The following is a 14,706-nucleotide window of genomic DNA, read 5'->3' on the forward strand; positions in this document are numbered from 1 at the left end:
GCCTATCGTACGGCGAGCTTACTTCGACCCCGCGTTGTCCAGGGCGAGGTTCAGGGCAAGGACGTTGACGCGGGGCTCGCCGAGGACGCCGAGGAACCGGCCCTGGACCTCGCTCTCGACCAGGGAGCGAACTCGATCCTCGGACAGACTGCGCGCCTTGGCGACCCGAGGCACCTGGAACAGGGCGGCCTCGGGCGAAATGTCGGGGTCGAGCCCAGATCCGCTGGTGGTCACGAGGTCGACGGGGACGGGCTTGCCCGGGTTCTCGGCCTGGCGCGATGCAAGGTCGGCCTTCACGCGCTCGGCCAGCGCGGCACTGGTCGGGCCGAGGTTCGAGCCCGAGGAGTTCGCTGCGTTGTAGGGCGACGAAACGGTCTTGGTGGCATCCGCCGGGTCCGCCGCGCTCGTGGCGGAGGGGCGGCCCTGGAAGTAGCGCTCGCTGGTGAAGGACTGCCCGATCAGGCTGGAGCCGACGACCTTGCCGTCGCGCTCGATCAGGCTGCCGGCGGCCTTGGCCGGGAAGATGGCTCCGGCGAGGCCGGTCATCGCGAGGGGGTAGGCGAGTCCCGTGAGAGCCGTCAGGGCGATCAGCAGGACGAGGGCGGGGCGAAGCTGGTTCAGCATGGATTTTGGCCTGATGTCGGGGTTCAATGGGGCTTAGACGAGGTGCAGGGCGGTGATGGCCAGATCGATGGCCTTGATGCCGATGAAGGGCACGAGGATGCCGCCAAGCCCATAGATCAGGAGGTTGCGGCGCAGCAGGGCGCCGGCGCCGACCGCGCGGTAGGACACGCCCTTCAGTGCCAGCGGGATCAGTACGACGATGATGAGCGCGTTGAAGATGATCGCCGAGAGGATCGCGCTCTCGGGCGAGGCCAACCGCATGACGTTCAGGGTCTGGAGCTGCGGGTAGAGCACGAGGAACATCGCCGGGATGATGGCGAAATACTTGGCGACATCGTTGGCGATGGAAAACGTGGTCAGGGCTCCGCGGGTCATCAGAAGCTGCTTGCCGATGCCGACGATCTCGATGAGCTTGGTCGGGTCGCTGTCGAGGTCGACCATGTTGCCGGCCTCGCGGGCCGCCACCGTGCCGGTGTTCATCGCGACACCGACATCGGCCTGGGCGAGCGCGGGGGCGTCGTTGGTACCGTCGCCGCACATGGCCACGAGCTTGCCCTGCGCCTGCTCCTTGCGGATCAGCGCCAGCTTGTCCTCCGGCGTGGCTTGAGCGAGGAAATCGTCGACGCCGGCTTCCGCCGCGATGGCGGCGGCGGTCATGGGATTGTCGCCAGTGATCATGACCGTGCGGATGCCCATTTGGCGGAGTTCCGCGAAGCGCTCGCGGATGCCGCCCTTCACGATGTCTTTCAGGTAGACGACGCCGAGAAGCCGGCCGTCCCGCGTCACGGCGAGCGGCGTGCCACCCGCTTTGGCAACGTCCTCGGCGATGGCCTGGATCTCACGCACCGTCTCGTCGGCGATGCCCGGACTGTAGGCCAAGGCCGCGCTGGAGCCGCGCGTCGCCATCGGCTGCTGGCTCACCGAGGCGATGATGCTATCGACGGCGCCCTTGCGGATGGACGAACCGTCGAGGTCGACGCCACTCATCCGGGTCTGCGCCGTGAACGGCACGAAGGTGGCGTTCAAGCTTCCCATGTCGCGCGCCCGAATACCGTACTTGTCCTTGGCCAGCACGACGATGGAGCGACCTTCCGGCGTCTCGTCGGCGAGCGACGCCAACTGGGCGGCGTCGGCGAGATCCTGCTCCGTTACGCCGCGCACGGGACGGAACTCGGTGGCCTGCCGGTTGCCGAGCGTGATGGTGCCGGTCTTGTCGAGGAGGAGAGTGTCGACGTCGCCGGCTGCTTCCACGGCACGGCCCGACATCGCCAGCACGTTAAAGCGCACGAGACGGTCCATGCCGGCGATGCCGATGGCGGACAGGAGCGCGCCGATGGTGGTGGGGATCAGGGTCACGAACAAGGCGACTAGCACGATGAGCGGAATCGACCCGCCGGCGTAAGAGGCGAAGCTCGGAATGCTCGCCACCGCGAACACGAAGATGATGGTGAGGCCGGCGAGCAGGATGTTGAGTGCGATCTCGTTCGGGGTCTTCTGGCGTGACGCGCCCTCCACGAGGGCGATCATGCGGTCGACGAAGGTCGATCCGGCGGCCGCCGTGATGCGCACCTGGATTTCGTCGGACAGAACCTGGGTACCGCCGGTCACGGCCGAGCGGTCGCCACCCGACTCGCGGATGACGGGCGCGGATTCGCCGGTGATGGCGGCCTCGTTCACCGAGGCGACGCCGAGGATGACCTCACCGTCCGACGGAATGATGTCGCCGGCCTCGACGAGAACCACGTCGCCGACCTTGAGGTCGTTGCCTGGGATGGTCTCGAACTGCCGGCCCGGGCCCTTCAGGCGCTTGGCCATGGTCTCGGTGCGAGTACGCCGCAGGCTGTCGGCCTGGGCCTTGCCGCGTCCCTCGGCGATGGCCTCGGCGAAGTTGGCGAACAGCACGGTGAACCAAAGCCAGAGGATGATCTGGCCGGAGAAGGCGAGGTTGGCGCCGCCTGTCAGGACGTCACGCATGAACAGGACGGTGGTCAGCGCGGCCACGACCTCGACCACGAACATGACCGGGTTCTTGATCATCTTGCGCGGGTCGAGCTTGGTCAGGGCGCCGATGAGCGCCGGACCGACGAGGGCGGCGCTGAACAGGCTTGTCGAGTTTGGGCGGGCCATTGCGGGTGTCCGGATTGAATGGGGAGGCATCTTGGGCGGCGGCGCGGTCGCGCGTCGCCGAGCGAGGCTCAGGGTGTGAGGGTGCGGCCCAGGAGGACCGCCCCGGCCATGATGCCGAGGGCGCCGAGTAGGGTGAGCCCGAGCATGCCGAGGATGACGTCCGAGAGACGGAGGTCACGGCGGTTCCGCTGCACCCGGTCCCAGGTCGGGGGACGGGGCCGGTGGACGGAAAGCGCACGGCGGTTGCACGACCGCTTCGGGACGCGGTGCGGTAGCGAGAGGTGCTGCATCTCAGCCTCCCGCCGCGAAGGTCTGGCCGAGGCCGCCCGCGAGGTGCTCGACGATGGGTCCCAGCGCCAACGCCGGGAAGAAGGTCAGGCCGCCGACGATGAGGATCACGCCCACCAGCAGACCGACGAACAGGCCACCATGCGTCGGGAAGGTCCCGGCCGAGGCCGGCACGGTCTTCTTGGCCGCCAGCGACCCTGCGATGGCGAGCGCCGGGACGATGACGAAGAACCGGCCGAACAGCATGCCGAGGCCCAGCGTGGTGTTGTAGAAGGCGGTGTTGGCGGTGAGCCCGCCGAAGGCCGAGCCGTTGTTGGCCGCCGCCGAGGTGAAGGCGTAGAGGATCTCCGAGAAGCCGTGCGGGCCGGCATTGGCTGGTCCCGCGAGGCCTGCCGCGACCACCGTCGCCAGGGCGGTGAAGCCCAGCATCATCAGGGGCAGGCAGAGGATGGTGAGCATCGCCATCTTGACCTCGCGTCCCTCGATCTTCTTGCCGAGATATTCCGGCGTGCGCCCGACCATCAGGCCGGCCACGAAGATCGTCACGATGACGAAGACCAGGATGCCGTAGAGGCCGGCACCCACGCCGCCGACGATGATCTCGCCGAGCTGCATGTTGATCATCGGGATCATGCCGCCGAGCGCCGTGAACGAGTCGTGCATGGCGTTGACCGCACCGCAGGAGGCCGCGGTGGTGATGGCCGCGAACAGGGCCGAGGCGACGATGCCGAACCGGACCTCCTTGCCCTCCATGTTGCCGCCGGTCAGGCCAAGCCCGTTCAGGATGGGGCTGCCCGCGCTCTCGGCCCAGTAGACGACCGTGACACCGGCGAGGAACAGCACGCCCATGGCGGCGAGGATCGCCCAGCCCTGGCGCTCGTCGCCGACCATCCGCCCGAAGACGTTGGTCATCGCCGCGCCCAGCGCGAAGATCGAGATCATCTGGACGAAGTTCGACAGCGCCGTCGGATTCTCGAACGGATGGGCGGCGTTGGCGTTGAAGAAGCCGCCGCCATTGGTGCCCAACATCTTGATGGCGACTTGGCTCGCCACGGGCCCGACCGCCAGGGTCTGCTTCGCGCCTTCCAGCGTGGTGACGTCCACCGCACCGCCGAGCGTCTGGGGAATGCCCTGGGAGACCAGGAACAGGGTGTAGACGACGCAGAGCGGCAGCAGCACGTAGAGGGTGGTACGGGTGAGATCGACCCAGAACGAGCCCACGGTCTTGGCCGAGGCGCGACTGAACCCGCGCACCAGGGCGACGGCCAGCGCGATGCCGGTCGCGGCCGAGAGGAAGTTCTGGTGGGTCAGGCCCAACATCTGCGTGAGATACGACATCGTCGTCTCGCCGCCGTAGGACTGCCAGTTGGTGTTGGTGGTAAAGCTCGCCGCGGTGTTGAAGGAAAGGTCCGGCGCGACCGCACTCTGCCCGTCCGGGTTAAACGGCAGAACCGCCTGAAGGCGCAGCAGCGCGTACAGGGCAAGGAACCCGAGTACGTGGAAGGCCAGCATGGAGAGCGCGTAGGCCAGCCAGTGCTGCTCCTGCGCGCCGTTGATGCCGGCGACGCGGTAGAGCCCGCGCTCGACGGGCGCGAGCACGGGCGAGAGAAGTGTGCGCTCACCCGTGAACACACGGGTCATGTAGCCGCCGAATGGGCGCGCGAACGCGACGACGACCGCGCAGAACAGCGCGATCTGGAACCAGCCGTTGAGGGTCATGGGAGGTGTTCCTTCAGAACCGCTCGGGGCGGACGAGGGCGTAGGTGAGGTATCCGAGCAGCCCCAGGGTCACGAGGGCGCCAAGCGTCAGGTCGAGGGTCATGGCGGGTGTCTCAGAGGCGTTCGCAGAGGACGGCGTAGCCGGCGGCCAGGCCGAAGAAGGCGAGGCCCGCGGCGATGAAGACGAGGTCGAGCATGAAGCGTCCGTTCCGGTTCGGCGGGCCGGTACCGTGACCGGTCGCGCTCGCCCCCTGATGTGGCCCGGAACCGCATTAGGGTTCGAGAGGGACGCAAGGCCGACTTTATAAGTATTGCATTAGGATTGGCCGGCTCCGCGCAGCCCTGGGCGTTATGGAGCGCTCATCCGGCGGAGGCTGTCCTGAAGACCCCGGCAGGCGCAGGGTGTAGAGAGGCGTCCCGCGCCTGGGCATGAGGCACGCCACTGGCCACGGTCGACCTGGATGACCCCGGTGTCCTGCCTCAGGAAGCCTCCGAATGCGATGCCGCAGGCACGGCACCGACCGCTGATCCGCCGAAGTTCGACGGCCACATGCGCATCGGCGTTCTCCGGCGTCGAAGGTATTTTCGACCGAAGGCCGTGACTGGTCAGGCGATCCGGGAAACCGGCACGCGAACCGATGCTCAAGGCCGTGGAAACAGGTCGAGGAGGTTCAGGGCCAGGAGTGTGACGGATAGGGGCGACCAAGCGCCCAGGGCGGCGACCAAGGCAGCGAAGATGCGGTCAGCCCTGCATTCGGTGGCGATATCCCGAAACATACGCATTGATGTGCTCCACCCGAGCGGATGCCCGGTGGCGCGAGACGTCTCGCTTTGCCCATGAGGAAACAAGACGAAGACGTGAGCCTCCGTATAGGTAAGTCATAAGGGCACGCCGTGCGGCAGGACCGACCGATAGGCAAAGCTGCCATCGACCTGTCTGCAGTCACCCGAAGCGCAAGGCAGCCGTAAGCCGAGGGCGTGCTTCGCCGAGGCGGGATGTACGAGTCCGTGATGCGGTCGAGAAGAGCATTTGCGTCGACGGGGTCGCGCTTGCCAGCCTGACGCGTCGCGGCCTGGGACCGTCCCTGCTTACCGTCACGCCAGTCGAAGCGCCGGCACCTTCCCGGCCGCGTCCCCGCAGAAAGGGGCGTAGCACGTGCGGTTCCGCCCGCCCGCCTTGGCCTCGTACAGTGCGGCATCGGCACGACCGTAGAGGTCGGCGGCATCGGCGACGCCGGTGGCCGAGCCAATGCTGACGGTGACGGCGCCCGCCCCGATGCTGGCGGACGGAACGAACAGGCCCGAGACCTGGGCGTGCACCTCCCCCGCGGCCCAGCGGGCCCCGGCCCTGTCGGTGTTCGGCAACAGCAGGACGAACTCCTCGCCGCCGACACGGCAGGCAAGGTCCTCGGGCCTGTGCACGCTCGCGGACAGGCAACGGGCGAGCGCCTTCAGCACCTCGTCGCCGACCGCGTGGCCGTAGCGGTCGTTGTAGCGCTTGAAGTGGTCGGCATCGACGACGAGCAGCGACAGCGGCCTGCCCGTACGCCCGGCATCGGCGCAGGCTCGGGCGTACGCCTCCTCGAAGCGACGGCGGTTGGCCAGCCCGGTCAAGGTATCGGTCTCCGAGAGCCGGGCGAGTTCGGCCTGCATCGCGGCGCGGCGGCGGAGTTCACGCCCGAAAAGCAGGGACAGGCCGACGGTCAGCCCGCAGAGGACGAGGACGACCGACCCGATCACCGCGGCCTTCGTCCGCCACCCGGCCTCGACCTCGTCGACCGAAAGCGCCACGTTCAGGATCAGCGGCAGCTCGCCGACGCGAGTGAACGTGTAGAGCCGGCGCACGCCGTCGCGGACGGAGATCTCGACGAAGGCGCCCGTTCCCTCCCGCGCGAAGCGGTCGAAGGTTCTGGAGCCCGCGATGTTCACGCCGACGTCGGCCTCCAGGAAGGGGTGTCGGGTGATGCGCGTGCCGTCCTTCAGGTAGAGGTTGATCGCACCGTCCCGGCCAAGGCCGATCTGGTCGAAGAGGCGCCCCAAGTAGGTCAGCTTCAGGCTGCCCAGCACCAACCCGCCGAAGGAGCCGTCCGACTTGTCGATGCGCCGGGTGAAGTTGACCATGCGCTCGCCGGTCAGGCGTGACACGATGGGGCGTCCGATGAACAGGCCGAGGTGCCGGTTGGCCTTGTGGGCCTGGAAGTAGTCACGGTCGGCATAGTTGCCCTTGCGCGGGGGTGAGACCGCGGCGTCCTCGACGATGTCGCCGTTCTCGTCGAGGACGAACAGGACGCCGAGATCCTTGGCGGTGGCTGCGCGGTCGAACAGCACGAGCTGGCGCATGGACGCGTCGAGCTTCGCCAGTCCGGGCGCACGCAGGTTGTCCTGGACGGCCAGGAGCGTGAGGTCGATCAGCTCGACGTTCCGGGCGATGTCGCGTTCGATGACCTGCAGGAGGTTGCGCGAGGTCTGCCCGGCCTTGTCCCAGGCGTCCTGTCGGAGATCGAGCAGCATCACCCCGGAGACGACGAGCATGCCGAGGGGGGCGAGGATGCCGAGCGCGATCCACGTGCGGGCGGAGCGAAGCCCTCGCGCAAGTCGGGGCGGCAGGGACATCGACGGCCTTTCGCGAGCGGGGTTCCCGGCGAATGTATTGTTGGCATGCCAGGGCCTAACGGGCCTTTGAAGGGACCGGTAAAAGGCGCACCAAAACAATCCATGCTAACGATTCCTGCATCGTCACGATCAGGATCGCGCCCGTCTGGTCCATGGATCACCGTCTACGGATACCCAGCCTCCGCGGCTATCGAACCGGAAAGCATCACGGGTTGACGCCTTACTCGAAGGCGTCCCGGAGCGATCCAAGCACAAGCCTTTGCGGCAAGCCGGCCATGCCACATGCAAGGGCCGCCGGTTCGTTCTGAGGGGCTGCACCGAATTCTCCCAGTGGAACTCCCCGCAGGCCGTCGAGGCCGGTCGATGCGGATGATGCGCCTACGTCCCCTCGCTTACTGACGCGGAGCCGGGTGGGCGGAACGACTAGAGGCTGTTATGGACCTAGGCGATCGGGAATCCAGATGAGGAGGCATGACCTCTTCGCGCCAAGCCTACCCGTCCGATGTTTCCGATGATGAATGGGCGCTGGTCGCGCCGTACCTGACGCTGCTGCGCGAGGATGCGGGGCAGCGTGAGTATTCACTTCGCGAGGCGTTCAACGGATTGCGCTACGTGGTGAAGACGGGTGCACCCTGGCGGTGGATGCCCCACGACCTCCCGCCCTGGGAAGCCGTCTATCAGCAGGCGCAGCGCTGGCTGGCGGCAGGCTGCCTCGAGCAACTGGCCGACGATCTGCGTGCGCTCCTGCGCTTAGCTTCCGGGCGTTCTCCTGAGCCAAGCGCAGCCATCCTCGACAGTCGGACCCTTCGCTCGACGCCCGAGAGTGGCGAGCGGGCCGGCTACGATGGGGCCAAGCGCAAAAAGGGCTCGAAGGTCCATCTGGCCGTCGACACCTTGGGCCATCTCCTGGCCCTGCACGTCACCCCCGCCGATGTCGACGACCGTGCCCAGGTCGGGCATCTGGCCGAGGCCGTGCAGGCCGCTACCGGGGATAGCGTCGATCTGGCCTATGTCGACCAGGGCTATACCGGGGAAAAGCCAGCCAAGGCGGCCCGCGAGCAAGGCATCGAACTGGAGGTCGTCAAACTCCCGGAGGCCAAGCGCGGCTTCATCCTCCTGCCGCGCCGCTGGGTCGTGGAGCGTTCCTTCGCCTGGGCGACGCGCTTCCGCCGCCTCGTCAAGGATTACGAGCGCTATCCCAGCACACTCGCCGATCTCCACATCGTCGCCTTCGTCTGCCTTATGCTCAAACAGGCCGCTCAACTGGCAAGCGGTTCATAACAGCCTCTAGCTGCGGAGTTCAAGGCGCTCCAAGACCGTTTCCGAAGGTTGGCGCACATCACCGTACTTGGTGACGTGGACAAGGCCGAGGGGGCTCTCGGCGAGTTAATGGATCGGATGGATGTCGCCCGTAGCGTTTCAGTCACTCCTCCTGAACGCTATTTCGCCATGGCGCGGAAGAAAATCGAAGGTGGCCATTACTCGTTTGAAGCCGACGTGGACGCTATCAAAGCCGTCGAGGGCAATTAGGGTTAGTCCCCGGTCGAGAACTCGGCCATTCCGGCGGCGCAGGGAGTCCTTCCGAACCATTTCATGCTCGCCCCGTACTCCAAGGGGACGCACCACTCGCCGAGGTCACCGGCGTCCCCACACCATGAGCCCTGGCGGAACAGCGCCTTCCCCTTACGCCGGATGATGACGGCGTCCCGGGGCGACCTCCGATCCGTGACCGAGCACGTCAACTCGACGTCGTCGCGGCCGGCCCGGGCGTTCCGGGATACGTGCATCCCCGTGACGTGGGTGAACGGCCCGGCCTGCTGGACGACGCCGACGTACCAGTTCGGCGCGCTCCACGGGCCCTCGTCGGCGAGGGCGGCGCAAGGATTGGCGACGGCAAGGGCAAGGATTAGCGAACGCATCGGGGGGGCGGTCCTTTGATCAGGGGATGCAAGGACCGTACAGTAGAGGTGTAAACGAAACCCTGGGCGGATGAAGTAATCCTACGTACCGGCAGTCTAGTTGAACGTCTTTTGCTGCCCCGCCCAACCCTCGGCGAAGGCCTGCCCGAGGATGCGCGCCTCTTCGAGGGTGCAACCCTCGCGGCGTGCGAGGTAGACGTCGAACGCCTGCGCGGCGTCGTCCTCGTAGAACTCCTCGAACCACGTCCGGAGCCTGTTCCACCGCTCTGCGTCGCCCTGGTAGAGGGGCCAGTGAGGCTCCAGGGCGAACCGGGGTGCCCTGTAGTCGAGCTCGAAGGCCGCGGCGTCCGTCTCGATGACGTCCCTGGTGGCGACGAGCCCCGGGCGGGCGCTGGGGTCGTCGGCCCGCACGAGGCGGTAGAAGCGGGACCAAGTCCGGGCCCATCCGTCTCCGTTCTCGTCGACAAGGACCGCCACGACGGGCGACGTCGTCGTGAACGACGTGTCCCGCTTTACGGGGAACGAGACGGCCCCCTGTACGCACCGGAGGCCGTGATCCGGATGGCGGGTCCAAGACCATTCGACGAGCATGGGGGCGTCGGCGAGCTCGTCCTGCCCGGGCGTCCACCCGGCCTTGATGCGCTCCCGGTCCGCGTAGGCGGCGCGGATGCGGCGCAGGGCCTCCTCGTTCGGGTACTTGGCCATCTCGTCCTCCTGCCCCCCATCCTGCCGGGGGCTCACGAAAGGGACCACCCCCAGGCCGATCCGTCGGCCTCGAAGGCGACGCCGGCGGCGGTGGTGACGATCTCGTTCGTGTCCCGGCGCCGGAATCCGGGCTCTGACGGGCGGTAGCCGACCCGGATCGTCGAGGGTGGCCGCGGCGCGTCGGTGAGGGCCCCGGCGACCCAGGCATGGACGTCGCGGTCGCCGGTCCGGAGCACGCGCAGCCGCGCGGATTCGCCGGCGTGGAACCGGCAGGCCGTCATCACCAGGGATGCCCGTCGGTCGACGACGAGGCCTCCCCGGCGGATGGACCAGACCTTCGCGGTCCGGTTCCAGTAGGCGTGCACCTCAGAGCGAGACACCGTACCGCTCCATCCGCGGGAGGGGGGCGAACAGGAGCGCGACGGCCTCGGTCTCCATTGCCATCCTGAGGGCCTCCTCCTCGCCGAGGCGGCCCTTGGCGTGGAGGGAGATGATCCGGCCGATCCGGAGGCCGCACGCCAGGGCGATGAGCCCGCACACGCGCCGGGACGCCCAGAGCCCGCGGACGCGGTCCTGGATCGCCGGGAGGGAAGTCTCACGCTGCATCGGAGATCTCCTCTTCTTCCTGGAGGGCGATCCGCTGCGCGATGGTCTCGCCGATCTCGATGGCGTCGGCCGGGTCGAGCTCGCGCATGACGATCAAGCGCATGACGTGGAATTGCAGGTCGCGCAGGGCGGCCAGGGAGGGGTTCTCGTTTTCCATGGTCGCCTCCCTCACTGCCGGGTTTCGTACGGGGCGGTGAGCTTCACGCGAACCGCCACCTCGACCAGCCGCCTCAAACCGCGCAGGCTCCCTCCGGGCCAATTCTCGCCCAGCGCGAGAAGGTCGCTTCGGTCGAGCTCCCCATGATCGTCGGGGAGGCCCTGGGCCCGGGCGATCTCCCGGGCCATCCGGCGGGCGAGCACGGGCATGTGCTGAGGGCCGGGGAGCGGGAAGTGGAGCACGCGTAGCCGGTCGAGCACCTGCGGCGCGATCCCGTCCGTAGCGTTCGCCGTGCAGGCATGGACGACGTAGGAGACGTCGACGTCAGCCTCGATGCAGGGATCCCGGTACCGGCGGGCGTTCTCCGGCTCGAAGAAGCTCGTCAGCGCGTCCCGCAGGGTCCCCCCAGACCCCTGCCTGTGGCCTCCCGCGCGGGAAACCTCGTCCCAGAGGCAAACGGGGTTGGCGTGCCGGGCCTCGACGATGGTCCGCAGCGGAAAATTCACCTCCGTTGACGTCCATCTCCGGGGCGTACCCGCCGCCGCGTTGTCCGAGGACCCGTCGCAGGCGTAGCGCGCCACGTGGACGCCGAGGCTGCGGAAGAAGCCGTCGACCGTCGTCGTCTTGCCGCCGCCGGGAGCCCCGATGACGACGAACGGGCGCATCGATAGGGGCTCCTCCGGGCCCTGCAGGGCGACGAGGCCCTCGAAGAACCGGCGTGCATGCGGGGCCTGCGCGGCGTGCTCCTCGATCAAGGCCTGCCGGTCCGTCGGGAATCGGTAGAGGGGCAGCGGGACGCCCGTCACGTCCCTGAATTGGGACGTGACGTCCTTGGCGGTCTGCCCCGTCGTGCTCCCGCCGATGCGGGGGATGACGATGACGTGCCCGGGAGGCACCGCATCCGCCCGCGCCGTCTCGATCCGCTCGGCGGCCGTCGGCGCCTTGACGGGCAGCCGTGCGATGCCGGCGCGGTCGTCGTCCATGGCCTCGGCATGGGTCTCCCGCATCCCGAGGGCGACGCGCGCGAGATCCACGGCGCGCTGGCGGGCGTAGGCCGGCTCGCCCCGACGGCGCAGGGCAAGGTACGCCGGGTCCAGCAGCGTGAGGCCGTACGCGAGGAGGTGCTCGGGCGAGCCGGGATTGGCGTCCCGGGCATACGTCTGGGCCACCTCCCGGGCCGGCTCCATGAACTCGGCCCGGCCCATCTCGATCAGGTAGACGAGGGTCCTGGCGGCTGCCTCCCACCACCAAAGATCCAGGGCGTCCGCAGGGGTGCCGGCATTGCGCGCGGCGACGTCGTACGCGGCCTCCAGCGCCTCGACGAACGCGCGCTCGCCGGCGGACCCGGGGACGCGTCCGACGTGCATCCAGTAGGCCGCGAGGTGGAGGCCGCGCACCCATTGGACGCAGGCCTCGTCCTGGAAAAAGTCGCGCATCGCCTCGATGCACGGCGTCCCGGGAATGAAGGCTCGCGTCGAGACGAGGCAGTCGTCCGCGACGGAATCTCTGAGGAGGGGAGCGAGGGCGTAGAGCTCGCGCGTCGAGGGCGCGACCGCCCCTTGGAGGGGGGTTCTGGGCATCGGACGGATCTCCAAGACGCCGACGGCCATCCGCCAGCGCACAGTGATGCCGAAGGTTTACGCCCGGAGATCCTAAGGAGAGGTAAAGCTAACCTTCGTCCACCGGGCGGAGGGGCTTGCCCCGGCGGGCTTCCCTCAGGGCGACCGTCACGTTCGCGGCGGCCTGGACGGCGGTCTCGACGCGGTCGGGCCACGACGACCCCTCGCCATAGGCGTCGGCGTACCAGGCCATGGCCGACATGATCCGCCCGAGGCCGTCGGCGTCTGGGCTGTCCGAGATCGAGCCGAGCACGCGCATCACCGCCGGGGGCAGCGCCACGGTGGCGAGACGGTCGCGGGCAAGGGAGCGCCGATTGACCTTGAAGACGTCGCTGACGGCATGCGTCCACCCGTCGGGCCAGACCCGCAGCGCGGCCGCCTCGACCGCCTCGGCCAGCGCCGGGTTCACCTCGGCCGGTTCGAGGGGGGCGGGAACGCCGTCGACGACCGCGTGGGGCCGTCTCGCCTCGTCATACGCCAGCACCACGGCGCCGCCGAGGAAGCCCACGGCGATCCAGCCGGAGGGGACGGGGAAGTGGCCTGGGTCGACGTAGGCGAGGCGGATGGGCATGCCCCCGGATATCACGGTCCAGGGTTTCGGGAAGCCTCGCGCCGCCGGTCGCGCGCCCCCTTCCCCCGAATCGGCGCGATCACGCTACGATCTGGGGATGCGCCACGAGGTGTTCGGGTCTACCGATGCGGGCCGAGATGAAGGGGGTCCCGGCCAAGTGCGGGGACCCCCTTCGGGTTCCTGGAGGGGGGAAGCCGTGGCTGAGATCCATGCATCCAAATACGGCGACGGGCCGGGCAACTTCCACGTCAACGCCTATGGCGACACGCTGAACGTGGAGCTGACCTATCCGAACATCACGGTCGATGGCTGCCGGCACATCCATGTGAACCAGGAGAGCGTGCGCGCCAGCGACGGCATCCGCCTGTCCTACGACTACGACCGGGACGGCTGGAGCATCGAGCAGCAGGTCATGATCGACCTCGGCGGCTGCATGGATACCCCGAACCCCGACGAGTGGGTCGAGGTCGCCTTCGTTCGCTCGTGGGGCCTGGTGCGTGAGCCGAACGGTGAGGCCGCCTGAACATGGCCGACGCCAAGCCCGACATCATCACCTGGCTGGAGAAGCACTACCCTCAGGCGACGTCTCCCGAGGCAAGGGCCCCGCTGCGCCTGTACGGGTACCAGCGCGCCATCGTGCGGGCGATGTCCGATCCCGGCGTGCGGGTCGTCATCCTCAGGCCAACCCGGGACGCCGACCTGCCGGCCGTGGGGTCCTTCCATGGCTGAGATTACCCTTCAGGCCTTCGTGGCCCACCACCTTGAGCACATCCGCTCGATGGCCGACCAGCCATACGAGGAGGCGGCCACGGACTTCCTACGCGCGGCGAAACGGGAGGCCGCCATGACGGAAGCCGAGAAGACCGAACAGCGCCTGGCGACCTACGTGGCCTTCGCCCGCAAGCAGGAGATGGCGCAGCGCAGGGCGGAGGCCCTGAGGGACGTCCGATTCCTCCCCGGGTCGACCGACAAGCGGCAGGCCCGCGCGCTGGCCGTGCACGCCACCGGGAATCGTCCGTTCACGCCCCGGCAGGTCGACGTCGCCGCCACCCTGGCGTGGCGGTACCGCAACCGGCTTCCGGCAGACCTCGTACCCGCCGAACCGATCAGGGGCACGGCATGACCGAGGATTTCGTATCCAGCTTCTCCAGGGCGATGAACACCCCCATCCCGGACGACGGGAACTCGGTTGATGACCTGGTGCCATTCGGCTGGGCCCCGGGGCAGTATTTCTGCCGGGCCTGCCCCGACTGCGGCGAGGGCTACTGCGGTGACAAGCGGTGCCGTCGGTGCCGTGCCTGCGCCGTGAAGGCCCTGGAGGCGTACCGGAACCGTCCGACCTGGCAGAGCGCCCACGAGGGCATTCCGACCGACAGGCCGGTGTGGGCCTTCTTCTACGTGGGGGCCTCGCAATACGACGAAGCCGTCCACCTGCTCAGAGGCATCTCGAAATGGGATGGGGAGGCTTTCACGGTCAAGCATGAAGGGTACGACTGGGAGCGGGACGGCCACGTCGTCTGCTGGATTGACGTCGACGACCAACCGACGTTTTCAGTCGAGGCGGTCGACGCCATCGTGGCCGCCCTGGATACGAGGGTGTTCTACTATTCGGGCGGCGGCGACCACGTAGTCGAGGACTGGCTGCATCGGTTCGCCTTGCAGGCGGTCGCCGGCGGGCACCGGGAGGCCCCGGCCATCGCGGCGGCCGCGCTCAAGACCCGCGAGCTCACGTTCTCCCGGTACTACGGCTGAGGGCGG

General features: G+C 68.3%; 19 protein-coding genes. 6 read left to right on the top strand and 13 right to left on the bottom strand.

Annotated features, from left to right (window positions below; translation table 11 throughout):
• Window positions 1–18: 18 nt before the first annotated feature.
• The 6 genes from ASF60_RS04040 to ASF60_RS04065 form a co-directional block, all read right to left on the bottom strand.
• Window positions 19–624 carry a K(+)-transporting ATPase subunit C gene (locus tag ASF60_RS04040; RefSeq protein ID WP_056180757.1) on the bottom strand — a complete coding sequence of 202 codons (606 nt, stop codon included), beginning with the start codon at window positions 622–624 and terminating at the stop codon, window positions 19–21.
• A gap of 33 nt (window positions 625–657) precedes the next feature.
• Window positions 658–2,751 (bottom strand): potassium-transporting ATPase subunit KdpB, encoded by a 2,094-nt coding sequence (gene kdpB, locus ASF60_RS04045; protein WP_056180759.1) that lies wholly within the window; start codon window positions 2,749–2,751, stop codon window positions 658–660.
• A gap of 68 nt (window positions 2,752–2,819) precedes the next feature.
• Entirely contained in the window at window positions 2,820–3,041 is a 222-nt protein-coding gene (locus ASF60_RS04050) for a hypothetical protein (RefSeq protein ID WP_056180762.1), read from the bottom strand.
• Between the two features lies 1 nt (window position 3,042).
• On the bottom strand, window positions 3,043–4,758 hold the full coding sequence (kdpA, locus tag ASF60_RS04055) for a potassium-transporting ATPase subunit KdpA (RefSeq protein WP_056180767.1): 1,716 nt from the start codon (window positions 4,756–4,758) through the stop codon (window positions 3,043–3,045).
• 13 nt (window positions 4,759–4,771) lie between these two features.
• Window positions 4,772–4,861, bottom strand: a complete 90-nt coding sequence (locus tag ASF60_RS04060; protein WP_036267122.1) for a K(+)-transporting ATPase subunit F — start codon at window positions 4,859–4,861, stop codon at window positions 4,772–4,774.
• 992 nt (window positions 4,862–5,853) lie between these two features.
• A complete protein-coding gene (locus ASF60_RS04065; protein WP_056180771.1) occupies window positions 5,854–7,371 on the bottom strand; it encodes a sensor domain-containing diguanylate cyclase in 1,518 nt (505 codons plus the stop codon).
• A gap of 471 nt (window positions 7,372–7,842) precedes the next feature.
• Between ASF60_RS04065 and ASF60_RS04070 the strand changes: the two genes are divergently transcribed.
• Window positions 7,843–8,652: an IS5 family transposase gene (locus ASF60_RS04070; protein ID WP_056180775.1), complete on the top strand. Its 810-nt coding sequence runs from the start codon at window positions 7,843–7,845 to the stop codon at window positions 8,650–8,652.
• Between the two features lie 48 nt (window positions 8,653–8,700).
• Window positions 8,701–8,901: a hypothetical protein gene (locus tag ASF60_RS04075; protein WP_056180779.1), complete on the top strand. Its 201-nt coding sequence runs from the start codon at window positions 8,701–8,703 to the stop codon at window positions 8,899–8,901.
• 2 nt (window positions 8,902–8,903) lie between these two features.
• On the opposite strand, the gene ASF60_RS04080 is transcribed toward ASF60_RS04075, so the two are convergent.
• From ASF60_RS04080 to ASF60_RS04105, 7 genes are all read right to left on the bottom strand, one after another.
• The gene (locus ASF60_RS04080; protein ID WP_056180783.1) at window positions 8,904–9,290 is read right to left on the bottom strand and encodes a hypothetical protein; all 387 of its coding nucleotides are present in this window, start codon (window positions 9,288–9,290) and stop codon (window positions 8,904–8,906) included.
• Window positions 9,291–9,386: 96 nt separating this feature from the next.
• Complete coding sequence (locus ASF60_RS04085) at window positions 9,387–9,995, bottom strand: hypothetical protein (RefSeq protein WP_156633839.1); 609 nt, start codon at window positions 9,993–9,995, stop codon at window positions 9,387–9,389.
• 32 nt (window positions 9,996–10,027) lie between these two features.
• Window positions 10,028–10,375, bottom strand: a complete 348-nt coding sequence (locus ASF60_RS04090) for a hypothetical protein (protein WP_056180789.1) — start codon at window positions 10,373–10,375, stop codon at window positions 10,028–10,030.
• Entirely contained in the window at window positions 10,362–10,601 is a 240-nt protein-coding gene (locus ASF60_RS04095; protein WP_056180793.1) for a hypothetical protein, read from the bottom strand. Before ASF60_RS04095 ends, ASF60_RS04090 begins: the two co-directional genes overlap by 14 nt.
• Window positions 10,591–10,758, bottom strand: coding sequence for a hypothetical protein (locus ASF60_RS24250; RefSeq protein ID WP_156633841.1), 168 nt, complete (start codon window positions 10,756–10,758; stop codon window positions 10,591–10,593). Before ASF60_RS24250 ends, ASF60_RS04095 begins: the two co-directional genes overlap by 11 nt.
• Window positions 10,759–10,769: 11 nt before the next feature.
• On the bottom strand, window positions 10,770–12,338 hold the full coding sequence (locus tag ASF60_RS04100) for an AAA family ATPase (RefSeq protein WP_156633842.1): 1,569 nt from the start codon (window positions 12,336–12,338) through the stop codon (window positions 10,770–10,772).
• A gap of 88 nt (window positions 12,339–12,426) precedes the next feature.
• A complete protein-coding gene (locus tag ASF60_RS04105; protein WP_056180799.1) occupies window positions 12,427–12,948 on the bottom strand; it encodes a hypothetical protein in 522 nt (173 codons plus the stop codon).
• A gap of 196 nt (window positions 12,949–13,144) precedes the next feature.
• Here ASF60_RS04105 and ASF60_RS04110 point away from each other — a divergent pair, with 196 nt between their 5' ends.
• From ASF60_RS04110 to ASF60_RS04125, 4 genes are read left to right on the top strand one after another with little or no spacing between them, the layout of a single operon-like run.
• Complete coding sequence (locus tag ASF60_RS04110; protein ID WP_056180802.1) at window positions 13,145–13,471, top strand: hypothetical protein; 327 nt, start codon at window positions 13,145–13,147, stop codon at window positions 13,469–13,471.
• A gap of 2 nt (window positions 13,472–13,473) precedes the next feature.
• On the top strand, window positions 13,474–13,677 hold the full coding sequence (locus tag ASF60_RS04115; RefSeq protein ID WP_056180805.1) for a hypothetical protein: 204 nt from the start codon (window positions 13,474–13,476) through the stop codon (window positions 13,675–13,677).
• Window positions 13,670–14,071, top strand: a complete 402-nt coding sequence (locus ASF60_RS04120; protein WP_056180809.1) for a hypothetical protein — start codon at window positions 13,670–13,672, stop codon at window positions 14,069–14,071. Before ASF60_RS04115 ends, ASF60_RS04120 begins: the two co-directional genes overlap by 8 nt.
• The gene (locus ASF60_RS04125) at window positions 14,068–14,700 is read left to right on the top strand and encodes a hypothetical protein (protein ID WP_056180811.1); all 633 of its coding nucleotides are present in this window, start codon (window positions 14,068–14,070) and stop codon (window positions 14,698–14,700) included. The genes ASF60_RS04120 and ASF60_RS04125 overlap by 4 nt, the downstream gene beginning before the upstream one ends.
• Window positions 14,701–14,706: the final 6 nt, after the last annotated feature.

The sequence above is a fragment of the Methylobacterium sp. Leaf113 genome (assembly GCF_001423325.1).
Taxonomy (GTDB): Bacteria; Pseudomonadota; Alphaproteobacteria; order Rhizobiales; family Beijerinckiaceae; genus Methylobacterium.

What these genes read in the sequence shown, in the direction of transcription:
- ASF60_RS04040 (WP_056180757.1), bottom strand. Translation starts at nt 624, where the DNA reads ATGCTGAACCAGCTTCGCCCCGCCCTCGTCCTGCTGATCGCCCTGACG.
- kdpB (WP_056180759.1), bottom strand. Translation starts at nt 2,751, where the DNA reads ATGGCCCGCCCAAACTCGACAAGCCTGTTCAGCGCCGCCCTCGTCGGT.
- ASF60_RS04050 (WP_056180762.1), bottom strand. Translation starts at nt 3,041, where the DNA reads ATGCAGCACCTCTCGCTACCGCACCGCGTCCCGAAGCGGTCGTGCAAC.
- kdpA (WP_056180767.1), bottom strand. Translation starts at nt 4,758, where the DNA reads ATGACCCTCAACGGCTGGTTCCAGATCGCGCTGTTCTGCGCGGTCGTC.
- ASF60_RS04060 (WP_036267122.1), bottom strand. Translation starts at nt 4,861, where the DNA reads ATGACCCTCGACCTGACGCTTGGCGCCCTCGTGACCCTGGGGCTGCTC.
- ASF60_RS04065 (WP_056180771.1), bottom strand. Translation starts at nt 7,371, where the DNA reads ATGTCCCTGCCGCCCCGACTTGCGCGAGGGCTTCGCTCCGCCCGCACG.
- ASF60_RS04070 (WP_056180775.1), top strand. Translation starts at nt 7,843, where the DNA reads ATGACCTCTTCGCGCCAAGCCTACCCGTCCGATGTTTCCGATGATGAA.
- ASF60_RS04080 (WP_056180783.1), bottom strand. Translation starts at nt 9,290, where the DNA reads ATGCGTTCGCTAATCCTTGCCCTTGCCGTCGCCAATCCTTGCGCCGCC.
- ASF60_RS04085 (WP_156633839.1), bottom strand. Translation starts at nt 9,995, where the DNA reads ATGGCCAAGTACCCGAACGAGGAGGCCCTGCGCCGCATCCGCGCCGCC.
- ASF60_RS04095 (WP_056180793.1), bottom strand. Translation starts at nt 10,601, where the DNA reads ATGCAGCGTGAGACTTCCCTCCCGGCGATCCAGGACCGCGTCCGCGGG.
- ASF60_RS24250 (WP_156633841.1), bottom strand. Translation starts at nt 10,758, where the DNA reads ATGGAAAACGAGAACCCCTCCCTGGCCGCCCTGCGCGACCTGCAATTC.
- ASF60_RS04100 (WP_156633842.1), bottom strand. Translation starts at nt 12,338, where the DNA reads ATGCCCAGAACCCCCCTCCAAGGGGCGGTCGCGCCCTCGACGCGCGAG.
- ASF60_RS04105 (WP_056180799.1), bottom strand. Translation starts at nt 12,948, where the DNA reads ATGCCCATCCGCCTCGCCTACGTCGACCCAGGCCACTTCCCCGTCCCC.
- ASF60_RS04115 (WP_056180805.1), top strand. Translation starts at nt 13,474, where the DNA reads ATGGCCGACGCCAAGCCCGACATCATCACCTGGCTGGAGAAGCACTAC.
- ASF60_RS04120 (WP_056180809.1), top strand. Translation starts at nt 13,670, where the DNA reads ATGGCTGAGATTACCCTTCAGGCCTTCGTGGCCCACCACCTTGAGCAC.
- ASF60_RS04125 (WP_056180811.1), top strand. Translation starts at nt 14,068, where the DNA reads ATGACCGAGGATTTCGTATCCAGCTTCTCCAGGGCGATGAACACCCCC.